The sequence below is a fragment of the Parasphingorhabdus pacifica genome, assembly GCF_054779195.1.
Genome location: NZ_BAAGYS010000010.1, coordinates 44883 through 66089, shown reverse-complemented (window position 1 = coordinate 66089; position 21207 = coordinate 44883). Strand labels below are relative to the sequence as shown.

20 protein-coding genes and 3 pseudogenes are annotated in these 21207 nt (G+C 66.8%); 16 read left to right on the top strand and 7 right to left on the bottom strand.

The annotated features are described in order from the left end of the window. The first annotated feature begins 245 nt into the window (after nt 1-245). Complete coding sequence (locus ACYVAN_RS15625) at nt 246-2087, top strand: helix-turn-helix domain-containing protein (RefSeq protein WP_460960214.1); 1842 nt, start codon at nt 246-248, stop codon at nt 2085-2087. Nucleotides 2088-2240: 153 nt separating this feature from the next. After that, nucleotides 2241-2495, top strand: a complete 255-nt coding sequence (locus ACYVAN_RS15620) for a hypothetical protein (protein ID WP_460960212.1) — start codon at nt 2241-2243, stop codon at nt 2493-2495. Nucleotides 2496-2733: 238 nt separating this feature from the next. On the opposite strand, the gene ACYVAN_RS15615 is transcribed toward ACYVAN_RS15620, so the two are convergent. Then, nucleotides 2734-3621 (bottom strand): intradiol ring-cleavage dioxygenase, encoded by an 888-nt coding sequence (locus tag ACYVAN_RS15615; RefSeq protein ID WP_460960211.1) that lies wholly within the window; start codon nt 3619-3621, stop codon nt 2734-2736. After that, nucleotides 3618-4673: a maleylacetate reductase gene (locus ACYVAN_RS15610; protein ID WP_460960209.1), complete on the bottom strand. Its 1056-nt coding sequence runs from the start codon at nt 4671-4673 to the stop codon at nt 3618-3620. The genes ACYVAN_RS15615 and ACYVAN_RS15610 overlap by 4 nt, the downstream gene beginning before the upstream one ends. 148 nt (nt 4674-4821) lie before the next feature. Here ACYVAN_RS15610 and ACYVAN_RS15605 point away from each other — a divergent pair, with 148 nt between their 5' ends. The 4 genes from ACYVAN_RS15605 (at nt 4822) to ACYVAN_RS15590 (ending at nt 9148) form a co-directional block, all read left to right on the top strand. Beyond that, nucleotides 4822-6261: an APC family permease gene (locus ACYVAN_RS15605; RefSeq protein ID WP_460960207.1), complete on the top strand. Its 1440-nt coding sequence runs from the start codon at nt 4822-4824 to the stop codon at nt 6259-6261. A 258-nt stretch (nt 6262-6519) separates the two neighbouring features. Further along, nucleotides 6520-7971, top strand: a complete 1452-nt coding sequence (locus ACYVAN_RS15600) for an aldehyde dehydrogenase family protein (protein ID WP_460960205.1) — start codon at nt 6520-6522, stop codon at nt 7969-7971. A gap of 11 nt (nt 7972-7982) precedes the next feature. Then, on the top strand, nt 7983-8537 hold the full coding sequence (locus ACYVAN_RS15595) for a nuclear transport factor 2 family protein (protein ID WP_460960203.1): 555 nt from the start codon (nt 7983-7985) through the stop codon (nt 8535-8537). Next, nucleotides 8534-9148: a response regulator transcription factor gene (locus ACYVAN_RS15590; protein WP_460960201.1), complete on the top strand. Its 615-nt coding sequence runs from the start codon at nt 8534-8536 to the stop codon at nt 9146-9148. Before ACYVAN_RS15595 ends, ACYVAN_RS15590 begins: the two co-directional genes overlap by 4 nt. A gap of 109 nt (nt 9149-9257) precedes the next feature. Here the strand turns inward: ACYVAN_RS15590 and ACYVAN_RS15585 are convergent, their stop codons facing one another. From ACYVAN_RS15585 to ACYVAN_RS15570, 4 genes are all read right to left on the bottom strand, one after another. After that, on the bottom strand, nt 9258-10541 hold the full coding sequence (locus ACYVAN_RS15585; RefSeq protein ID WP_460960199.1) for an amidase: 1284 nt from the start codon (nt 10539-10541) through the stop codon (nt 9258-9260). After that, entirely contained in the window at nt 10538-10819 is a 282-nt protein-coding gene (locus ACYVAN_RS15580; protein WP_460960197.1) for a hypothetical protein, read from the bottom strand. Before ACYVAN_RS15580 ends, ACYVAN_RS15585 begins: the two co-directional genes overlap by 4 nt. A 29-nt stretch (nt 10820-10848) precedes the next feature. Beyond that, nucleotides 10849-11355, bottom strand: a complete 507-nt coding sequence (locus tag ACYVAN_RS15575; RefSeq protein WP_460960195.1) for a flavin reductase — start codon at nt 11353-11355, stop codon at nt 10849-10851. Nucleotides 11356-11487: 132 nt separating this feature from the next. Beyond that, a complete protein-coding gene (locus ACYVAN_RS15570; RefSeq protein WP_460960193.1) occupies nt 11488-13005 on the bottom strand; it encodes a PAS domain-containing sensor histidine kinase in 1518 nt (505 codons plus the stop codon). Between the two features lie 156 nt (nt 13006-13161). Here ACYVAN_RS15570 and ACYVAN_RS15565 point away from each other — a divergent pair, with 156 nt between their 5' ends. The 6 genes from ACYVAN_RS15565 to ACYVAN_RS15540 are packed head-to-tail and all read left to right on the top strand — an operon-like array spanning nt 13162 to nt 18300. Next, complete coding sequence (locus ACYVAN_RS15565) at nt 13162-14340, top strand: acyl-CoA dehydrogenase family protein (protein ID WP_460960191.1); 1179 nt, start codon at nt 13162-13164, stop codon at nt 14338-14340. Nucleotides 14341-14379: 39 nt separating this feature from the next. Beyond that, entirely contained in the window at nt 14380-14760 is a 381-nt protein-coding gene (locus ACYVAN_RS15560; protein WP_460960189.1) for a hypothetical protein, read from the top strand. Between the two features lie 20 nt (nt 14761-14780). Beyond that, nucleotides 14781-16058, top strand: a complete 1278-nt coding sequence (locus ACYVAN_RS15555; RefSeq protein WP_460960187.1) for an aromatic ring-hydroxylating oxygenase subunit alpha — start codon at nt 14781-14783, stop codon at nt 16056-16058. Beyond that, nucleotides 16051-16584: an aromatic-ring-hydroxylating dioxygenase subunit beta gene (locus tag ACYVAN_RS15550; protein WP_460960185.1), complete on the top strand. Its 534-nt coding sequence runs from the start codon at nt 16051-16053 to the stop codon at nt 16582-16584. The genes ACYVAN_RS15555 and ACYVAN_RS15550 overlap by 8 nt, the downstream gene beginning before the upstream one ends. Further along, complete coding sequence (locus ACYVAN_RS15545; RefSeq protein WP_460960183.1) at nt 16581-17327, top strand: SDR family NAD(P)-dependent oxidoreductase; 747 nt, start codon at nt 16581-16583, stop codon at nt 17325-17327. The genes ACYVAN_RS15550 and ACYVAN_RS15545 overlap by 4 nt, the downstream gene beginning before the upstream one ends. A gap of 16 nt (nt 17328-17343) precedes the next feature. Next, nucleotides 17344-18300: a PDR/VanB family oxidoreductase gene (locus ACYVAN_RS15540; protein WP_460960181.1), complete on the top strand. Its 957-nt coding sequence runs from the start codon at nt 17344-17346 to the stop codon at nt 18298-18300. 663 nt (nt 18301-18963) lie between these two features. On the opposite strand, the gene ACYVAN_RS15535 is transcribed toward ACYVAN_RS15540, so the two are convergent. Further along, the gene (locus tag ACYVAN_RS15535; protein WP_460960179.1) at nt 18964-19143 is read right to left on the bottom strand and encodes a transposase; all 180 of its coding nucleotides are present in this window, start codon (nt 19141-19143) and stop codon (nt 18964-18966) included. Nucleotides 19144-19173: 30 nt separating this feature from the next. Between ACYVAN_RS15535 and ACYVAN_RS15530 the strand changes: the two are divergent. The 4 genes and pseudogenes from ACYVAN_RS15530 to ACYVAN_RS15515 all read left to right on the top strand — a co-directional run. Further along, a pseudogene (locus ACYVAN_RS15530) lies at nt 19174-19290 on the top strand (IS5/IS1182 family transposase); the annotation flags it as partial. Between the two features lie 18 nt (nt 19291-19308). Further along, a pseudogene (locus ACYVAN_RS15525) lies at nt 19309-19536 on the top strand (transposase); the annotation flags it as partial. Further along, nucleotides 19530-20220, top strand: a pseudogene (locus ACYVAN_RS15520) (integrase core domain-containing protein); the annotation flags it as partial. The pseudogenes ACYVAN_RS15525 and ACYVAN_RS15520, both read left to right, overlap by 7 nt. A 46-nt stretch (nt 20221-20266) precedes the next feature. Next, nucleotides 20267-20830, top strand: a complete 564-nt coding sequence (locus ACYVAN_RS15515; protein WP_460960177.1) for a TetR/AcrR family transcriptional regulator — start codon at nt 20267-20269, stop codon at nt 20828-20830. The last annotated feature ends 377 nt before the right edge of the window (nt 20831-21207 follow it).

Below are 21207 nucleotides of genomic sequence, written 5' to 3'. Positions count from 1 at the left end.
GACCGAGGCATCGAACACCGGGCTGGAGGGCCGGGCGGCCTCGAATCCGGTGCGTGCGTCGAGCCGTCAAACGGGAGGGCCGGGGGTGGTGGTCGGTGCGAGCTCGTGGGGGTCCTGTGGGTGGCGGCGGGGTGTCCGCCGACTTGCGACGAAGTATGGGAAGAAGCTCGAAGGGCAACAATGTCCGTGCAGCCCATCCCGACCGGCCTCTTGTATTGAGTCGGAAATTCACCTAGGTTCCCAGCATGACCGGACGTCAACCCGTCCCGGTAGCCCTCACCGAAGAGGAACGAGCCACGCTCCTGAGCTGGGCACGAAGCCGCAATTGCTCGCAAGCACTGGCGTTGCGCGCACGGATCCTGCTCGCATGCGACGGAGAGGGGACCAACAAGGCCGCCGCCGAGCAGCTCGGCGTATCCCTGGACATGGTGCGCAAGTGGCGTTCCAGGTTCGCCACTGAAGGACTGGCAGGACTCGCCGAGCGGAGCCGCCCTGGGCGTCCCCCGCGCGTCGGCGACACCGTGGTCACCGAGGTACTGATCCGCCTGCTCGGCCCAGCGCCTTCCGGCCGCCGGTGGTCCACCCGTTCCATGGCGACGGCGGTCGGTGCCAGCCAGGCAACGGTAAGCCGCATCTGGCGCACTTACCGCCTCGTACCGAGTCAGGAAGGGCCCGAGACCGACCGTGCCCTGCTGCCGCATGGGGCGCGCGAGGTGGTCGGACTGTTCATCGACCCGCCGGTACGGGTGCTGGCGGTTGCCGCCGTCGCGGAGTCGGCCTCCTCGCTGGACGGTGGAACTCCGACTGCAGCGACGCCAGCGGTGCGGCGCCGCACCGCGCAAGCCCGCGAAATCTTCGCGGTGGCGGACGCATTCGCACAGGTCAGCGAAAGCACACCAGCCGGCCCTTACATCGACGGCGGCTCGCTGCGAAACTTTCTGGAGCGTCTCGAGCGCAGCGTGCCCGCGAGCATGACCGTTCACCTGCTGGTCGACGGCCTCACCGTGCCGGACGAGCACGTGCTGGCGAACTGGATCGAGACGCACCTCCGGTTTCGGCAGCATGCCGTCGCTTCGCGAGGAGCATGGCTCGATGAGATCGACGTCCTCTTGACCCGCCAGCCGCTGCCCAGCCACGAGAACGTGCTCGGCTTCGCGGCGTCGTTGACGGGCCTGCGAGAGGAGCTCCGCACTTGGTGCAGGGCGTCGAACCCACCGGCACAGCCGTTCACGTGGACCAAGAGTCCTCGCGCCCTGTGGCGCGGCGATCGGGATTACCACGGGCTTATTAATGACTCGAAACAGCGGAATGATGTCCAAACCGGTGCCGCTGGCGCAGCCGAGGACGACACCTCCCAGAGCTCGGGCGCCATCGCCCCGCGGATCGCGGACCGCGTGGCGGAACTCGTCCGCGAGGAACTCACGGGTGGGCGGTTCAAACCCGGCGAGCGCGTCAAGGAAGCACCCTTGGCAGTCAGGCTCGGCGTCTCCCGCGGCCCGGTCCGCGAGGCCCTACGGGTCCTTGCCGAAGAGGGGATGCTTGAGTTGCTCCCCAACCGCGGGGTCGCCGTTCCGCACGTGAACGCCGAGAACATCATCGACCTCTACGCGTTGCGCGCCTCGGTGGGCGGCCTGCTGATGCGCCGCATCGCCATGCGATCCCGCGTCGTGCTGGGCCCGGTGGCCACCGCTTTGGCCGAGGTCCGGTCCGTTGCCCGCAACAGGGACCACGCTCAGATCGGGGAAGCCGACCTCCGCTTCCAGAACGAGATCGCCCGAACAGCGCAGCTGCCGCAAGCAGGAGTGATCTTCGAACGCCTGTCGATGCGCCTGCGCATGTTCAACTCCGTGCTGCAGCTGGACTGGGCCGAAGCCGTCGACCTCATCGCCCGCGAGGACGCGGGCCTCTTCGAGGCGATCCGCAACGCCGATGGCGACGAAGCAGCCCGCCGGTGGCGGGTGAAGGTCGAACGCAGCGTGCGCTACATGGTCGCCCAACTACCCCAGGACCACTTCGACCCTCAACTCTGGGTCACGCTCGCAGGCAAGCCGCCCCTCCGCAGCGGCGACTCTCGCGGAGGCCACTGAACCCGGGGCGTCGGTGTCGGCTGGCGGGCCGTTCTTGGTGGTTTCAACACAGGTGATGTCAAGTTCACGAGGAACGCGGTCACGGCGACATGGGGCAGGGGGTGCCATGACGGTGACCGGCCGATGAGCAGGAATTCCAAGGAGCCGGCGCGGGTGTCAGAAGGATGGCTCGGCTGGCCGCAAGCCGTTTGTTTCCGGGTCGCGGACGCGAGCGAGTTGGTGCGGTCGGAGGAACAGGGACGCCTGACACCGTCGATCTTGTTGAAGAAGCCGCCGATCTTCTGCTGTAGTTCCAGGTGGCCGAGCAGCGCCGCACCCTGGGGCAGTCGTCCGGAAGACCTCGCGGCGCCGCTCATCTTCGGCACTGAGGGGACCGTGGGATCGATCCGCGCCGTGAAGCAGTCCTGATTCTCGACCAGAATACCGGGAGGTTTGAGGACCGAACGTCCGATATATCCCGGTATGAGCGCCAGCCGGACGGAAAGGTCGGCATCGTGTTCAACGGTGGCCGGAGTTACCGGTACGGGCAGGCGCGCGTGCGGATCCTCGGCAATACCAAGCACGTGGCGCGACGGCGCGCCGACGGCGTGAAAGGGCGGCCGTGGCGACCGCCGCACGGTTCACCACGACCGCCGCTGTGGGGAGCCTACCGTCTGGTGGGCGCGAGCACGATGTCGAACCGTGCCCTCGACCAGGTTCCCCCGATCTCCCGACCGTCCGGAGCGGATGTTCCGGCCGCCTGCCGGTTGAAATCCTTGACGAGGGAGTCCTTAACACCGAAGACGCTGTCGTGGCCAAGGAGTTCGTCTCCGCGGACGAATATGTGGGTGACGAGGGTGCGGTGGCCGGGGTGGCGCACCAGGAAGTGCAGGTGCGCGGCGCGCATGGGGGAGCGGCCGACCGCTTCCAGCAGCTGTCCGACGGGGCCGTCGTGCGGGATGGGGTAGGGGGTCGGGGTGATTCCCCAGAAGTAGTAGCGCCCCTGTTCGTCGGTGTGCAGGTGGGCGCGCGCGGCAGTGCGGTTGTCGGTGTACTGCACGTCGTAGAGGCCGTCTTCGTCGGCTTCCCAGATCTCGATCACGGCTCCGGAAAGGGGAATGCCGTCGGTGTCGGTGATCGTGCCCTCCACCCAGCATGGTTCGCCCACTGCGCCGGCGGAGATGTCGCCGCCGAGGGGGACTTCGGGTGAGCCTTCGAGGAAGAACGGGCCGAAGACGGTTGCCTCGGTGGCGTCGCCGTAGGCCTGGTTGTTCACGGTGATTGTCTGCATCGACGCGCCGAGGACGTCGGACAGCAGGATGAACTCTTGGCGCCGGTCGTCGGTGATGTGCCCGCATTGGGTGAGGAACTCGATGGCTGTGTCCCATTCTTCTTCGGTCAGCCGTACCTCGCGGATGAATGCGTGCAGATGACGCACCAGGCTGTGCATGAGTTCGCGCAGTCGCGGGTCCGTGCAGCCGTCGAGGGAGCGTAGGACGCGTTCGACGAGTTCGGCCTCGCGGGCGCTCTGCGTGGCGTGGAGCGAGTCGGTCATCGGGAAAAGTCTCCTTCCCAGGCGGCGCGTACCAGCGCCGTGAGGTTCTCCGTGGTGATGGGGGAGGGGTTTCCGGCGGGGACGGCGGCCAGCACGGCGTCTGCGGCAGGGCCGATCCCGCTCTCGGGCATGCCGTAATCCCGCAGTGCGACCGGAGCTTCGAGCGCACCACGCAGGGCGACGAGTCCCTCTTCCGCTGACGGCGTGTAGAAGGCCGCGGCGATGCGGCGTTCCGCATCGGGCGCGAAGGGGCCGTTGAAGGCCAGTACATGGGGGAGCACCACGGCGTGCGTCTGCGCATGCGGTAGGTCGAACATCCCACCTAGGACATGGCAGATCTTGTGGTGCAGACCGGAGCCGGCCGAGGCGAACGCGACCGCGGACAGATACGCGCCGTAGAGCGCCTGTTCGCGACCGGGGAGTGCGGCGGGGTCGGCTACGACCTTTGGTAGGCCGAGGTTGAGCGCGCGGATCGCCTCACCGGCGAGCGCCGCGTTGATCGGGTTCGCTCGTGGCGCCCACAGCGAGTCGATGCAGTGCGCGAGCGCGTTCAATCCAGAGGCCACCGACATCGGTACCGGCAGGGAGAGCATCAGCGAAGCGTCGTACACGACCGTCCGGGGAAGCACGCGATCATCCGCTCCGGTGGTCTTGCGGTTGTCCTCGGTCAGACCCCACACGTTGGTCGCCTCAGAGCCCGCGTAGGTGGTGGGGACGGCGACGATCGGCAGGCCGGTGGTGAGGGCGACGGCCTTCGCCAGGCCGGTGGTCGAACCACCGCCCACGGGCACGAGAACGTCGACATCGTGGATGGCCGCCACGTCACGCGCTTGCTGGGTAACTTCGAGGGGGACGTGCATGGCGACCTCGTCGTGCCAAACCGCGACCGAGATGTCGGCCGCCACCCGCTGGGCGAGCTCCTTCTCGGGGTCTGCCGCGATCACCATGGCCCGGGAGTAGCCGTGCCTGGAGATTTCTTCGGCCAGTTGCGCCGCCGCGTCCCCGGAGGCGAACCGGATTCGTTGCGGCAGCGTGTCGTGCACGAAGCGCATCGCTGCTCCTCGCTAGGTGAGTGTTGGCGAAGTGAACCTATAACCAGAACTATCCACTTGACAAGTTTGGTTTGTGAGGCGGATTGTTGTCTGCGTTGTCGGCGGTCGCTATCGGCGCCGCCATGCCAGTTCCCGGCGGAGGCGCTCAATGACGAACGCGGAAATCCCCCACCACACCAGCCTGAAGCGGGATGCCTTCGGCGTTCCGGGGATATTGTTCTTCGTGCTTTCGGCCCAGGCGCCGCTTACCAGCATCGTCGGTGCGGCCGCGCTCGCCGTAGCTCTTGGCAATGGCACCGGGGCTCCTGGCGCGTACCTGATCGTCGGTGCCGTGATCGTGTTATTCGCAGTCGGGTTCACCACGATCACTCGCCATCTCGACACACGCGGCGGCTTCTTCGCGGTCATCCGTGCTGGCCTGGGTTTCCGCACAGGGGCTGGAGGCTCCGCACTGGCCATGCTGTCCTACAACGCGGTCCAGGTGGCGATGTACGGACTGTTCGGTTCCAGTTTCGCCGGGCTGCTGTCCCGCCATTTCGGTATCCACACGCCCTGGTGGGTGTGGGTCGCGGTGGCTATCGTGCTTGTGTGGTTCCTCGGATCCCGCAAGATTGAGCTGGGGGCCCGCGTTCTCGCCGTCCTGGTGGCATTCGAACTGCTGCTGTTGATCGCGTTCGCGGTTGGCGTGATCGTGACTAAGGGCTGGTCCGCGCTCGACGTGTCGGCCAGTTTTGGTCCGGATACCGTGCTGGCAGGCGCGCCTGGAGTGGCGATCATGTTCGCGATCGCCTCGATGTTCGGATTCGAGTCGACCGCGATCTACTCAGCCGAGGCCAAGGACCCGCACCGCACCGTGCCGCGGGCGACCTATATCGCGGTCGTGCTGATCGCGGTGTTTCTCGCGTTCGTGAGCTGGATGTTGATCTGCTTCTACGGCGCGACGCGGGCTCAGGACGCGGCGTTGGCGGCGCTGTCCGGTGATCCCGCCACGTTCGCGGTGAACCCGGTCAGCGCTGTGCTGGGCTCGTGGGCCGGAACGGCTGCCGACGTGTTGCTGTCCACGTCGTTGTTCGCCGGGATCCTGGCCTTCCACAACATGATCATCCGGTATTTCCACGCGATGGCGGGCAACAGCCTGTTCCCGCCGATCTTCGAGCGCACAAACCGACACCAGGCGCCCGCGGTCGCGTCGCTGGCCCAGTCGATCCTCGCCGCGTTGGTGATCGCCTTTTTCGCGATCACCGGGATGGACCCGGTCAACCAGCTGTTCAGCTGGTTCAGCGGGCTTGCCGTCGCCGCGCTGATTGTGCTCTACACGCTCACATCAGCGGCCGTGATCGGTTACTTCCGCCGCAACAGGGTGGAGCGCAACATCTGGACGACGCTCCTCGCGCCTGCCCTTTCTGCCGTACTCATGATCGGGGTCCTGATGCAGGTCGTGCTCAACTTCGGCGTGCTCACCGGGGGTAGCGCGGCCACCGTGGCGGTGCTGTTGGCAGTGGTCCCGATCGTGTTCGCCGCCGGTGTGCTGCGCTCCCGCAGCCTGGCCCCGCGCGAGACACCGGTCACCGTCGCCGAACGGGTCTGAGTTTTCCGCGCATTTCGAAAAGAACCGACGAAGGAAGGGCCATGTCGATTCAAGCGCTGCCCGTCGAGTCCACCGAGGGCGGGGGAATGCCGTGCCGCATCCACTGGGAGCCACAGTGGGGCACAGCGCCGCGGCCGACACCCCTCACGCGTCTCTTGCTGTGCTGGCGGTCGTCGAATGCGGCGTGGCCTCCTGTGCGGGTACACGGCGTGCCAACAGAACCGCGTTTCACCTCGAATCAGGATCAAAGGAGAATCCATGGCCGACGTAGCCACCTTGACCACCGATCTGTATCTCGACGGCGCTTGGCGGAAGGGTGGCGCAGACGCGTTCACCACCCTTAATCCCGCCACTGGCGAGCCTCTGGCCGAGATCGCCTCGGCTGACGAAGCTGATGTCGACCGGGCCGTCACGGCGGCCACGCGTGCGCTGCGCGGTGGATGGGCGGCAACCTCGCCGTCCCAGAAGGGCGTCCTGCTCACAAGGTTGGCGGATCTGGCCGAGCGTGACGCGCAGGAGCTGGCGCGGCTCGAGGCGCTCGACATGGGCGCCCCGGTTGCGGTCGCCGAGGGTCTGTTCGTGCCCAACCTGATCGCCTCCCTGCGCTACTACGCGGGCTGGGCCGACAAGGTCAACGGCGAGGTGCTCACCACCGACGGCTACTTCGGTGCGCCGACGCACTCCTACACCCGGCGCGAGCCGGTCGGCGTGATCGCCGCGATCGTGCCCTGGAACGCGCCGTTGATGATTCTGGGCTGGAAGCTCGCGCCCGCGCTGGTTACCGGTAACACGGTGATCGTCAAGCCGGCCGAGGACGCCTCGCTGTCGAGCCTGCACTTGGCGAAGCTCGTGGAGGAAGCAGGTTTTCCGGTCGACACGGTGCAAGTGCTTCCCGGCCTCGGCAGGGTCACCGGCGAGGCGTTGGCGGTCCACCCGGGTGTGAACAAGGTGAGTTTCACCGGCTCTACCGAGGTGGGCCGCCGGATCCTGCGCGACTCCGCGGGCAACTTCAAGCGCACCACGCTCGAGCTGGGCGGGAAGTCGCCGCAGCTCGTCTTCGACGACGCCGACCTGCGGTCCGCGATCCGCGGCCTGGCGACGGGGATCTTCACCAACCAGGGTCAGGTCTGCGCTGCAGGCACCCGGATCTTCGCGCACCGCAAGGTGCTGGACGCCGTGCTCGACGGATTGAAGCAGGCCGCTGAGGCCCAGGTCCTGGGCGACCCGTTCGACTCCGCGACCACAATGGGCCCGTTGATCAACGCGAAGCAGCGCGAAAAGGTTCTGGGATACGTCCACAAAGGACAAGAAGAGGGAGCTGAGTTGGTCGCCGGCGGACGGACTACCGACGGACCCGGCTTCTTCGTCACGCCCACCGTTTTCGCCGGTACCAACGAGCTCACCATCGCTCGTGAGGAGATCTTCGGCCCCGTCGGCACAGTGATTCCGTTCGACGACGACGCAGAGGCGATCGCACTGGCGAACGACAACGACTACGGCCTCGCCGCCACCGTGTGGACCTCCGATGCCAGCCGGGCGCACACCGTCTCGGCGGAACTGGAGGTCGGCGCGGTCGGGGTGAACGGCTGGTCGCCGCTGGCGCCCCAGCTGCCGTGGGGCGGGCTCAAGGCCAGTGGTGTGGGCCGTGAGCTCGGCTACGAAGGAATCCTCGCCAACACCGAGTCCAAGACCGTCACCATCGTGCTGTGAAGGAGATAATGATGACCGAGCCAACCCTGCAAACGCTGGCCCGTCGGGTGGAAGTGCTGGAGGCGGAGGCTGAGATCCGCCGGGTGCAGGCGCGATACATGTTCCTGTGCGATACACCGCAGCCGGAGTTCGGGGTGCGCGATGACGCGCACAGGATCGATCTGATCATGGAGTTGTACACCGAGGATGCGGTGTGGGAAGGCGTGGGCGAGTACTACACCGGGCAGTTCGGGCGCGCGGAGGGCGCAGAGGCCATCCGCAAGCATTTCCAGAAGTTCTGGGGGGAGAAGCAGGATCCGGCTCTGTTACTCAACGCGCACTACCTGACCTCGGAGCAAATTCATGTGGAGGGCGACGAGGCGACGGGGCAGTGGATTCACATGCAGCCGTGGTTGTTCTCCGATGGTAAGTCCCTGTTGCGGTCCAGCCGTCTGAACAACGCCTTCCGCAAGACCGACCAGGGATGGAAGGTCACCCGGACCCGCACTGAGAACGTGTTTGTCGCCCCCTTGTCGAGCAACTTCGCCAGCGACTACCCCATGGCCTCGGTACTTATGAAGCCATGACCGAGGACGCCGTCGTCCATATCGTCGACGACGATGACGACCTCCGGAACTCCCTCGCCTTTCTGTTGGGAAGCGTGGGCATCCAGGCGCTGACCTACCCGGATGCCCCCGCCTTCCTGGCGGAGTTCGACCCGGACGAGCCGGCGGTCGTCATCGTCGACGTGCGCATGCCCGGTATGAGCGGGTTCGGGTTGCAGGAGGCGTTGACCGAGCGCGGGTATCCCGCGCCGGTCATCTTCTGTTCGGCACATGGAGACATCCCGATGTCGGTGCGGGCGCTCAGTCAGGGGGCGGTGAACTTCCTGGAAAAGCCGTACGAGCCGCAGCGGATTATCGAGGTGGTGCAACAGCAACAGCACGAGGCGCGCAGGCGGTTCGCCGAGCACACCGCACGGCAGGAGGTCGTGCGGCGGCTCGACGGGCTCACCCAGCGGGAGCGCGAGGTGCTCCGGCTCGTCATCGAAGGTTTGCCCAGCCAGATGGTCGCCCACTGGCTGGGCACCAGTGTGAAGACCATCGACGTGCACCGCGCGCGGATCAAGGCCAAGACCGGGGCGGAAAGTCTCGGCACGCTGGTGCGTGACATCCTCGCGTATCGCGTCGAAGTCTGACGCGATACGCGAGGAAGTTTTGGTCCGGCAGGTCACCGCTGGTGGCGTGGGTCCTGGTGACCCCTGCTCGACGGGGCACCGGCCGGGAAGCGGTTCCGATGTGGCGTGTTCAGTCGCGGTCTCGTCCCGCCAGCGCCGCTTCTGTCCAGCAGCCGGTGCCGAGCAGCGCGGTTTCTCCGCGGCGGCGCCCGATAAGCTGCAAACCCAGCGGAAGACCGTTCGGTGTGGACAACCCTGGCACGGCGACCGCCGGGACGCCGAGCGCCTGCCATGGGCGGCTGAGCACCGGGTCGCCGGTCGCATGCAGCCCGACGGGCGCCGGTCCTGGCGCAGCTGGGCCGAGGATCGCGTCGTAGGAGTCCAGCAACGCGGTGACCCGCTCGCCCGCCTCTCGCATGATGCGTTGTGCCGCCGAGTAATCCTCATCCGGCGTATCGGCCCCGGTCCGGAGCAGATTCGCCAGGGGAGCGCTCAGCCGCGACGCCTGCGCCAGCTCCGTGGCCCGTTCCCGCGCCGCTTCATAGCCCATCACTACCGGATGCGCCGCCGCCACTTCGGCGGCCAGACGCTCGGCCGGGAATTCATCGATGACCGCGCCCGCGGTCGACAGGCGTTCGCGGGCTGTGCCGAGGGCGGCGCGCATCTCCGGCTCGACGACTTCGAGCGGTGCCGCGCGCCACAGGAGCAGCCGGGGCGGCCGCACCAGGGTGCCCCCGGCATCCGGTTCACCTGTGAGCGCAGAGAAAGCCACCGCGAGATCGGAGACGCGGGCGGCGAAGACGCCGTGGCTGTCCAGGCTGGAGCTGAGCCCGGTGACCCCGTCGACGGGGAAGCGTCCCTGGCTCACCACCAGCGAAGCGACGCCGCAGTACGACGCGGGTCGGGTCACCGAGCCCGCGGTCTGTGAGCCGAGGGCAAGTGGTACCTGTCCGGAGGCGACCGCGGTTGCCGAGCCGCTTGAGGAGCCGCCCGGTGTGTGTCCGAGTGCGGCCGGGTTCTGCGTGGGTCCGGGGGAGAAGAACGCGAATTCGGTGGTGACCGTCTTGCCGACCGGGATCGCCCCGGCCCGGCGCCACGCGGTCACGATCGCTGCGTCGGCGTCGGCCGGCGCAGCGTGGGCCCGCAGCCGCGAACCGCACCGAGTGGGGAACCCGGCCACGTCGATGATGTCCTTGACACCAAGGGGAATGCCGCCGAGCTTGCCCGAACCGGTCACGGCGGGATCCGCGTCCCGCTCGACCCAGGCACGCAACCAGGGTTCCGTCTCGGCGATCCGTTGCTGCGCGCGCGCCCAAACTTCGAGGGGAGTTGTGGCGCCAGCGGTCAGCGCGATGACGAGGTCGCGCAATGGCCACGGTCGGTGCTTGTCCAGCGCGGTGGCGGTCACGGTCATGCTTCGTCCCATGCGGCGTCGGCAACCCAGTAGTCCATCCCGCTCTCGCTCACCCCGTGCCGCCACTCGGAGGTGCGCCGTAGTTGCGGCTCGACCTTCGCGGTGACGGCATCTGCGGCGTCGGGGCCGTCGTGGGGCACGTGCCAGTGCACCCAGTTCAGCTCGCGGCCCTCGGCGTCGTGGACGAACAGATCTACATGCCGCCATCCGTAGCCGTGGGTGTCGTTGTAGCAGGTCAGCGTCATACGATGGCTGAATAGGCTGGTTGGTGCGTTCACTCGGGATCTCCTCTTCGAGTCCGGAGCGGTCAGGCGGCCGAGGTGGTCAGGCTGTGGAACTGGCGCTGGAAGTACACCAGGGCGCCGATGTCGTCGCTGGTGACCACCGCCTCCACTTCGACGAATAGCACCGAATGCGAACCCAGCGTCCGCTCCGCTACGACATTGCCGACCACGGAGGCGGCCGCGCCCTGCAGCACCGGGACACCGTGGGTAACCAGGTCCCAGGGACCGTCGTCGAAGCGATCCGCCGTGGGCACCTTGGTAGCACCGGCGAAGTGCATCGCCAGGTCTCCGTGCCCAGAGCCGAGCACGTTGACCGCGATGCGGCCGTTGCCGACCAGGATTTCGTGTGAGCGGCTGGACCGGTTGACGCAGACCAGGACCGTCGGTGGGGAGTCGGTCACCGAGCATGTCGCGCTCACCGTTATGCCCGCTCTGCCTCGGGGGCCGTCGGTCGTGATGACGTTGACCGCTGCCGACAGATTCGCCATCGCGGCGCGGAACTCCCGCTGCGTCCGGGTCAGTTCGGGCACGATTCCTCCTGGGACAATCGGGCGGGCAAACACGGAGCCCACAGCGATGTACTATCGGATAGGCGTCGAACGTACGCATGGCGGCGAGGGCGGGGGTATTGAGAGTTAGCCCGGCATAGCTAAGAAATTCCCTTACGCGGCGCCGCTTCCCTCCGTCTCCGCTAGCGGGAGTGTCAAGCCGAAGCGTGAGCCGCCCTCCGGGCCCTGCTCGGCCCAGATCCGGCCGTGCTGCCGAGTGATGATGCGGTAGGATAGCGCCAGCCCGATTCCACTGCCGTGCTCTTTAGAGGTGAACGACTCCGCGAACGGGTCGTGCGGCAGGCCCCTGCCCTGATCATCCACGGTGATCACGCCCTGATCGCCGTCCACGCCGGTGTTGATCACGATCCGGCGCCGATCGGGCGGGCACGCGGCCATCTCGTCGATTGCGTTGAAGCAGAAGTTGAGCAGCACCTGCCCGGTGAGCACCCGCTCGCACCGGACCGGTACCGGCTCGGAATGCTGGCGGACGATAATCTCGACCGCAGCCGCGTCCGCGCGAAGCCGCACGAAATACAGGCACTCGGCGACCACCTCGCAAAGGTCCACAACCTGCCGGACGTGCTCGATGTGCCCTACGAAAGCGCGCACCGCGCCAACGATGGTGCTGGCGCGGTCGACCTGCCGAACGGCGCTGCCGATACCGAAGGTCAGATGGGCTGCCGAGGAGCTGGAAAGCTCGCCCGCCGCCTCCAACGCCTCGGTGCGCCGAGTGGCCCCGGCGAGGAAGTTCCCGGCTGCTGCGAGCGGCTGGCCGAGCTCGTGCGCGATCGCCATCGCCATGTCGCCCATGGCGTTGTAGCGCGCCAGGTAGTTCTCCTGCTGCAGCTCGCGCTCCCTGCGCACTTCCTCGTGCACCCGGCCGGACACGTCGTGCAGGATCAGCAGGAGCGCGTCTTCTCCGGCCTCCTGCAGCCGCTCCAGACTGCCTTCCAGCCACACCGGCGCGTCCTCGTCGCCGGGGATCGCCAGCTGCACTGCGGTCACCGGGTCGGCACGTCCGAGCACCTCGTCCCAGCTGCTCGGACGGCCGTCCAACCGGAGTGTGCCGTAGCGCTCCAGATGGCCGAGTGTTGCCGTGGAATCCGCCCCGAGCAGCGCCAACGCCGTGTCGGTGGCGAAGCGCAGTGCGCCGGTGGCGTCCAGCATCAGCGCGATCGTGGAAGTGTGGTGAGCCAACGCGTCGATGTAGGACGTGGTCAGCCTGAGTTTCTGCTCGATCTCCTGCTCGCGTTCGATGTCCCGGAACTGCACCATCACAGCCGGCCCCTGCGCCAGCTCCACCCGCATGCCGATCGCGTCGGTGGGGATCACTCGGCCGGTCCTCGTCCGATAGTGCCACTCGATCCGGTTCGTGCCTTTCTCCACGGCTTGCTGCAACCAGGCCCGCCCGAGCACGCGGTCGTACTGCTGCGCGGAACTGCTCATGTCGTTCGCCTTGAGCGGCCGCAGTTCGCTGACGCTCCAGCCGAGCATCTCGCACGCGGCAGGGTTGGCCCACAAGATCCTCTTGGTCTCGGCGTCGTGCACGAGCACGCACATCCGGGTGGCGTTCATCATCGCCACGAAGTCCTTCGTGACCAGCTCGGGCGCACGCGGATCCACCCACATTCCAACAGCGTAGGTCAGCCGCACGCATTCGGCGCGTAAAGAATTCCCCTACTTCTGAAGAGGAAACCCCCAACCCGGGCATGGGCACTACCAATTACGCCCGCCCCGCTCGGCTGCCTACCGTCGATACACAACCTGCAATGACGAGGAGGTGCGATGGTGCACACACAGGAGGCTCATCCTTCGGCCGCCGTGAACGCACAGGACTCCGTGAGCCATGCCGCCGATTTGGACGACGTGCTCGCCGAGCTCGCCGAGCGAAGGCTCGAGTTCCGCGAGCAGCGCTACGTCCCCAAGGACTTCATCGCTCGTCTCAAACAGGTCGGAATCTACCGCGCCGCAGCGCCCAGCAAGTTCGGCGGTAAACCGCTTCCCCCTGCCGAGTTCCTGGAAACAATCGAGCGAATCTCCGTCGTGGACGGCTCTACTGGCTGGGTGGCAAGCTTCGGCTCCGCACTGATCTACCTGGCCGCGTTGCCGCTGGACACCCAGGCGGAGCTCTATCGCGACGGACCGGACGTGGCGTTCGCCGGCGGACTGTTTCCGATGCAGACCGCCGACCCCACCGAGCGCGGATTCCTTGTCGACGGTCACTGGAAGTTCGCCAGCGGCTGCATGGGCGCCGACGTGCTCGGGGTCGGTCTTCCGGGGGACGAAGCCTCCGGCGGCAAACCGCGCACCGCGGTGCTGCGGCCCGAGCAGTGCGAGATCGTCCAGGACTGGGACGTGGTCGGCATGCGCGCCACCGGCTCCTTCGACATCGTGGTCCGCGGGGTGGAGGTACCCCGCGAATGGACCTTCATCCGCGGCGGCGAGCCCACCGTGGACGAACCTCTCTACCACTATCCGGCGATCGCCTATGCTTCCCAGGTGCTGGCTGTCGTCGGCGCCGGAGTGGCTCGCGCCGCGCTGGACTACGCCAAGCAGGTCGGCGGCGGCTACGTCGGCATCACCGGCGCCCCGAAGCTCGCTGAGCGCCCCTACTACCGCACCGAGGTCGCCCGTGCTGAGGCGGCGTTGCGGTCCGCGCGGGCCTGGTTCTACGACCTGAGCGACGAAGTGTGGCAGACCGTCCTCGCTGGGAATACCGCCAGTGACGAGCAGAACGCAGCACTCCGGCTCGCTTCGGCGCATCTGGCCAAGATCTCGTCCGATGTCGTGAGCGGCCTGGTCGAGATCTCCGGAACCGCACCGATCTACACCGACCACCCGCTGCAGGACCTGGCTGGCGATGCGCTGGTGCCCAAGCAGCACGCGTTCCTCGGGCCGTCCATCTACGACTCGGCCGGTGGCGTCCTCATGGGCCTGCCGCCGACGATCCGCGGTTTCCGCTGACTACACGACAAGCCTGCCCCCCAGCTCAAGGAGATCACGATGAGCACATCGCCACTGCGCGTGCTCTTCTGCATCGGCATCAACCAGAACTTCTTCGACCTGCCCGCTGACGGAATCACCCATGGCCATGTCTGGCAGGGATTTGTGTCCATGATGGACGGGATCAAGGCGTTGCCGGGTGTGGACTTCATCGGCGACATCGACGACGACTCCCACATGGTCGGCCCGTCCGACGGCTGGCCGTGGACCTGTTACATCCTGGCCGACGTCGACACCCAGGAAACGGTCAAGGCGGCCTGCAACCTGTTCCGCACCACGTCGGTCGGCAACGGCGAGGCCAAGCTCTGGCGGTTCGCCAAGATCGAGGCCCGTATCGGCCGCGCTCTCACCGTGCGCGACGACGTCGAGCTGCCCGAGTGACCCCTGGACGGAGACCACTGATGACCGAGAACGTCTTTGCCGATGCCTCCGCGGACCTCGTCTTGGAGGACCGGGTCGCCGGCCGCCTCTACACCGATCCCGGGATCTTCGATCAGGAGATGACGAAGATCTTCGAGCGCACCTGGGTGTGGGTCGCGCACGAGAGCGAAGTGCCCAAGGCGGGCAGCTTCAAGTCCACCTTCGTCGGCCGCCAGCCGGTCGTGGTCACCCGCGACCGTAAGGGGAACATCCACACGTTGCTCAACCGCTGCCGCCATCGCGGCGCGAGCATCTGCGAGAAACCACAGGGCCAGGCGAACGGCTTCACCTGCCCGTACCACGCGTGGTCCTACGGCCTCGACGGCACACTGCGCGGAATCCCCTACCCCGAAGGGTACGAGGGCGTGATGGACAAGCGGGACCTATCGCTGCGGAAGCTGCGGACCGAGGCTTACAACGGCATGGTCTTCGCGACCTTCGACGAGGACATCGAGCCGCTGGACGAGTTCCTCGGCGACGTCAAGCTGTGGATCGACCGGTTCATGAAGCAGGGCGGCGGCTATCCGATCAAGGTCCTGGGCAAGCATCAGTTCAAGTTTAAGGGCAACTGGAAGATCCAACTGGAGAACACCACCGACGGCTACCATTTCCCGATCGTGCACCGGTCGTGGATGGCCTCGGTGGACTCCGAGACCGCGAACATGATGTCGTTCATGACCGACCCTTCGGCGATCACGCACTCGCTGCGTAACGGCCACAGCGTGATGCAGATGGTGCCCGAGCACTCCGAACTGGACGACGACGACGGCAGCGAGCCGCTGCAAGGCCGGTTCGCCCACCTCGTCGAGGAGCTGTCGACGACCCTGGACGAGGCTCAGGTGCGCAAGCTGATCCGCGCCATGCACGGCACCGGGTTCAACCTCAACCTGTTCCCGAACGTATCGATGTCCGCGGCGTTCTTCCGGGTGCTGCGCCCGGTTGCAGTGGACGAGACATGGATCGAGCACATCGCGATCGGTCCGGACGGACCACCCGAGGTCGACCTCGTCAACCGTGAGCGGCTGCGCATCCACGAACATTTCCAGGGCCCGTTCGGCTTCGGCACCCCGGACGACGCAGAGGGCTGGGACCGGGTGCAACGCGGTGCGCAGGCGGCCCCAGATATGCCGATCATGGTCAACCGCGGTCTCGCACGGGAGAAGTCGAGTCCGGAAGGCTGGACCACCTCCCACGTCACCGACGAGACCGGTATGCGCGCGGCCTACGACAAGTGGAAGCAGATGATGACCGATGACTGAGGCGACCGTCGCGGCCACCCCGGCCGTCGAACCCATCCCGACGACCGACCCGCGGGTGCTGCGGGCGATCGAGCTGATCTGGCGCGAAGCCGAGCTGCTCGACCGCAAGCAGTACCTCGCCTGGAACGAGCTCTACACCGAGGACGGGTTCTACGTCGTCCCGATCGACCCGGACACCGAGGACTTCGACGGAACGCTCAACATGATCTACGACGACGCGCGCATGCGGCAGATGCGCGTGACCCGGATGATCGAGGGCTACGCCATCGCAGCGGTGGACGCCGCGCGTACCGTCCGCACCGTCTCGCGGTTCGTGCCAGAGTCCACTTCGGACACCGAGATCGTGGTCCGCTCGGCGCAGGTGCTCATCGCGTTCAAGCGCGGCCGACACGACATCTGGGCCGGTGACCTCGATCACCGCGTCCGGCTGTCGCCCAACGGACCGGCGGGGGACCGGATCGTGCGGAAGGTGATCCGGCTGGTCGACAGCGAGGACGCCATACCGGCCGCGGGATTCCTGCTGTGAGCGCCGCGCAAACCGCTGTGATCACCGGCGGGGGCACAGGGCTCGGCGCGGCAATCGTGCGCCGCCTGCATGCGGACGGCTACCGCGTCGCCATCGCCGATCTCCACGGCTCCGCCGCCGACGCGCTCGCCCAGGAACTCGACGGCTCGGGCGACACGGCGAAGGGGTACGCGGTCGACGTGAGCGACCGCGCCGCCCTGGAAGGCCTGCTCGAGGGCATGCTGAACGACTTCGGCGAGGTACACGTCCTGGTCAACAACGCAGCCCGGACGCAGGCGAAGGCGCTGCTGGAGATCACGCCCGACGAGCTCGAAGCGGTCATGAAGGTCAACTTCAGCGGCACCTTCAACGCCTGCCAGATCTTCGGTGCGCATCTGGCCACCCAGGGGTATGGGCGGATCGTGAACATGGCGTCGCTGGCCGGGCAGAACGGTGGTACCGCGACCGGCGGGCACTACGCGTCGTCCAAGGGCGCGATTATGTCCGCCACGAAGGTGTTCGCCCGCGAACTCGCGCCTCGGGGCGTCACCGTGAACGCGGTTTCGCCCGGTCCCCAGGACAGCCCGATGGTCCGCTCGATCGTCGGAGAGGAGAACCTCGAGAGCTATCTCAAGAGTATCCCGGTGGGCCAGCTCGGCGACCCGGCCTTCATCGCGAAGATCGTCGCCCTGCTCGCTTCCCCCGACGCTGCCTCGGTAACCGGCGCCTGCTGGGACGCCAACGGCGGCCTGTACCTGCGCTGAGAAAGAGGGAGGGACGATGACGAACACCCTGGTCCACGTCGCGGAAATCACCGAGGAGGCTTCCGGAATCCGGAGCCTGCGCTTGGTCCGGGAGGATGGCACGCCGCTCGGTCCGTACGAAGCCGGCGCGCACATCGACGTCGTCGGCCCGACCGGCGTGCTGCGGCAGTACTCGCTGTGCAGCCCACCCGACGATCCTTCGTCGCTGCTCATCGCGGTCAAGCGGGAGACGCGGTCCCGCGGCGGTTCCGAGGCGCTGCACACCGTGGAGGTGGGCGACAGCCTGCAGATCGGTGAACCGCGCAACCTGCTCGCCCTCGCCGGCGACGCGGACAAGCACGTCCTCGTCGCCGGCGGGATCGGGGTGACGCCGCTGCTGAGCGTGGCCTATGAGCTGCACCGGCGCTGCGCCGAGTTCGAGATGCACTACTTCGCTCGCTCCTGGGACGAGGCCGCCTTCGCGGACTTGCTGGAGAACCGGGTTGAGTTCCGTGAGCGGGTGCGCTTGCACTTCGGAGTGCCCCGAACCGACCAGCCCGCGTTGCTGAGCGAGGTGACCTCCACGCTCACACCGGCCAGCCACGTCTACACCTGTGGACCGGACGGGTTCATGGATCAGGTCACGGCGGTATGCGCCCCGGTGGTCGGAGCCGAGCACCTACACGTGGAGCATTTCGTCGCGACCGAGATCGACACCAGCGGGGACAAGTCGTTCGTCGTCGAGCTCGACACGGGAGAGGCCTTCGAAGTCCCGGTGGACAAGTCCGTCCTCACTGTACTGAGCGAGAACGGTATCGACGTGTTCAAGTCCTGTGAAGAGGGCATCTGCGGTTCGTGTGTGTCGGGTGTGCTCGAAGGCGTGCCCGACCACCGTGACAGCTGCCTGTCCGCCGCGGACAAGGCGGCCGGGGATCAAATGGCCCTGTGCGTGTCCCGTGCGCTGAGCGAGCGGTTGAAGATCGAGCTGTACTGACGGTCGTGCCTCCGCCCGGCATACGAGGTGGGTAAGTCCGATTGGGTTCGTGCTCCAGCAGCTCTTGTTGTGTAGGTAGTGTCATCGCTGGGTAGTGGTCGAGTCTGACTTCGTTTTTGGCGGTCTGGAAAAATTCCTCGATCGCCCAGCGTGCGGCGGCTACGCCGACGAGTTGGTTGTCGGTGGTGGCGGTTGGGGCGAAGCACAGGTAGTAAGCCATTCGGGTTCGGTGTCGTGGCTGGTGATTTGGCCGCGCACGAGCAGCCATCGTTGCGATCTGGGTGGGGTGGTGTCCCGTAGAAGGATAGCTCGGCTACGGCCCAGTGGTAGAGCCGTCGGCCTCTGATGCCTGCTCCGGCCGAACGGCGTTTCCAGGCCTGTTCGGGTGCCCGGGAGACGAGGTGATCGGCGCGGGTCGGCGACGGCGGGGATGGTCTGGTTGCGGAGTACGGCCACGACATAGCCATGCGCCGTGTTTCCAGCCAGGTACGGAACTTCGAGTCTTGCCCGGAGGGCTCGTCGGCGGTGACCCAGCTTGCCGGGACACCTTGCTTCGGGCCAACACAGCTTTGGTGGCGAACTCGATGTCGTCGCCAATGCCGGCTTCGCGGCAGCGATCCCGGACGGCGATCCAGGACCTCGGCACATACAACTCCCAGTCGATCAAACCCCGGTCTTTCCCTGCTGTGAACCGTCGTTGGCCCACCGGTAGAATCGGCCCTGCACCGTTTGCCACGGCCCGAAGCGCTCCGACAGGTCCAGCCAGGGACGCCCGGTGCGGTCTTTGAAAACCATGCCCTCAACTACCTGCCGATGATCACGCCACCGACCTCGCTGCCGCACCGGACGGGTGGAGAACTGCCAGTTGGGTGTACATGGCACCGGATTCTGACCACATTGCAAGGGGATGTGGATGCCGCTGGCGAGTTGGGCTGGACGGTGAGCGTGGATTCCACCGTGGTGCGTGCACACCAGCACGCCGCCGGAGCCAAAGGGCTCTGCCAGGCTTTGGCTGATCGCGAGGCGGATTAAGCAGCAAGATTCACTTGGCTGTCGACGGGCATAAGCGACCGTTGAGCCTTCTGGTCACGACTGGCCAGACAGGTGATGCACCGCCGTGTATCCCACTGCTGGACAGGCCGCACGTTCCCCGCCTTGCCTCCCAGAACGAGGCCCGAGCACGTGATCGCCAACAGGGCCTATTCGTCCCGGGCGATCCGGGCCTACCTGGACCGGTGCGCCTGGCCGCCCAGTGCGGGGTGGCGCCCTCGACCGCCTACCGGGTGCTGGTCCGCTACCAACATGCCACCTCTGGCCTGCTGTGATCGAGCCACGGGCGAGCCTGTGCGTCGCTACGAACGTCACTACCCCGGTGAGCCGGTGCACGTGGACGTGAAGAAATCTCGGTCGGATTCCCGACGGGGGCGGTTACACAGTCCTCGGACGCGCCGCCGGCCGGGGCAACCAAGCCCGGGGCCACGGTGGTGGGTATCTGCTCCTGCACACCTCTCGACGATCACAGCAGGCTGGCCTACACCGAGATCCATACTGATGAGAAGGCCGCCACCTGCGGAGGTTTCTTGCGTCGCGCAGGCCTGGTTCGCCCAGCACGGTGTGGTCATCGAACACGTGCCGACTGACAACGCCTGGGCCTAGCAAACACACCTGGCGCGACACCTGCCACGAACTTATCGGCCGCCGGTTCACCCGGCCCTGGCGACCTCACACCAACGGCAAAGTGGAACGGTTCCACCGCACCCTGCTCGACGAATGGCCTACCACCAGCCCTACACCTCCGAAACGCTCGGCAGGCCACCTTCGATGACTGGCTGGACTGGTACAACTTCCACCGACCCCAACACCGGCATCGCAGGCACCACCCCAGCCGACCGCACCAACCTCTCCGGATCACACACCTAAGATTTACTCGTCTAGTATTCATGAAGGAGACGGCGGGAAGGACGCGATGGCAAGGGTGGCATACGGCACCGGTCGACCCGCACTGTTGGAAGCGGCGGTACGAGTCGTTGCCGCACAGGGGCTGCGGGGGCTGACCTACCGGTCGGTGGCTGCCGAAGCCGGGGTGACCCACGGTTCGGTTCGGTACCACTTCGGGGATTGGTCCACCCTGGTCGAGGAAGCACTCGCGTTCGCCGCCGAGAACAGTGTCGAGGGTGCGCAGCTGACCTCAGACGGGACCGGGTTCGATGGGTTCGCCACCGGCCTGGTGTCCCTGGTCGCCGACAACCCGAACGCGCAGGTGTTCCAGTACGAGTTGACCATCGAGGCCCGGCGTCGCCCTGAGCTGCGACCCGCGGTGGAACGGGTCAACGATATTTACCGAGCTGCGGTCTACCGCGAACTCGCGCGCAACGGGCTGGACGATCCGGACCTCGCCGAACTGGTCTTCGTCACGCTCGACGGTCTGGTGTTCCACCAGACTGCCTTCGGCGACACCGTGCGCACCGAACGTGCGACGGCGGCGCTGCGGTCGCTGCTCAAAGCCTACGCTGGGCAGCGGGGCGGCTGACCAGCCGCGTCCCACCCGCCAGCATGCACGCGGCGAAACTGGTGACAGCGCTGGCCGGCAGCACGTCCCGATCGAGATCCGCTGCGCGCACGCAGACCGATAAGGGGTGCTCAGACTCCGCGGGGCGCTCGTCAACGCGGACATCGGTACGAGCTAGGCAGTACAGCGGAGGCCGGTGAAGCCGCGAGCCCGCTGTCTCGGACACCGCGAGAGCGGTCGGCCAGCGTCGGGGCGAACCACTGTACGGGCGTCTCTTCGGCTGGCGGGGTCGAGCCCGCACCGGTGCCATTATTCGGTGCTGGGCTCCCCAGGCGACTTCCCGGTGGAGATAGCTCGTGCCCTTGAAAGTCCAATGAGGACGAATGCTGTTCGTCAGT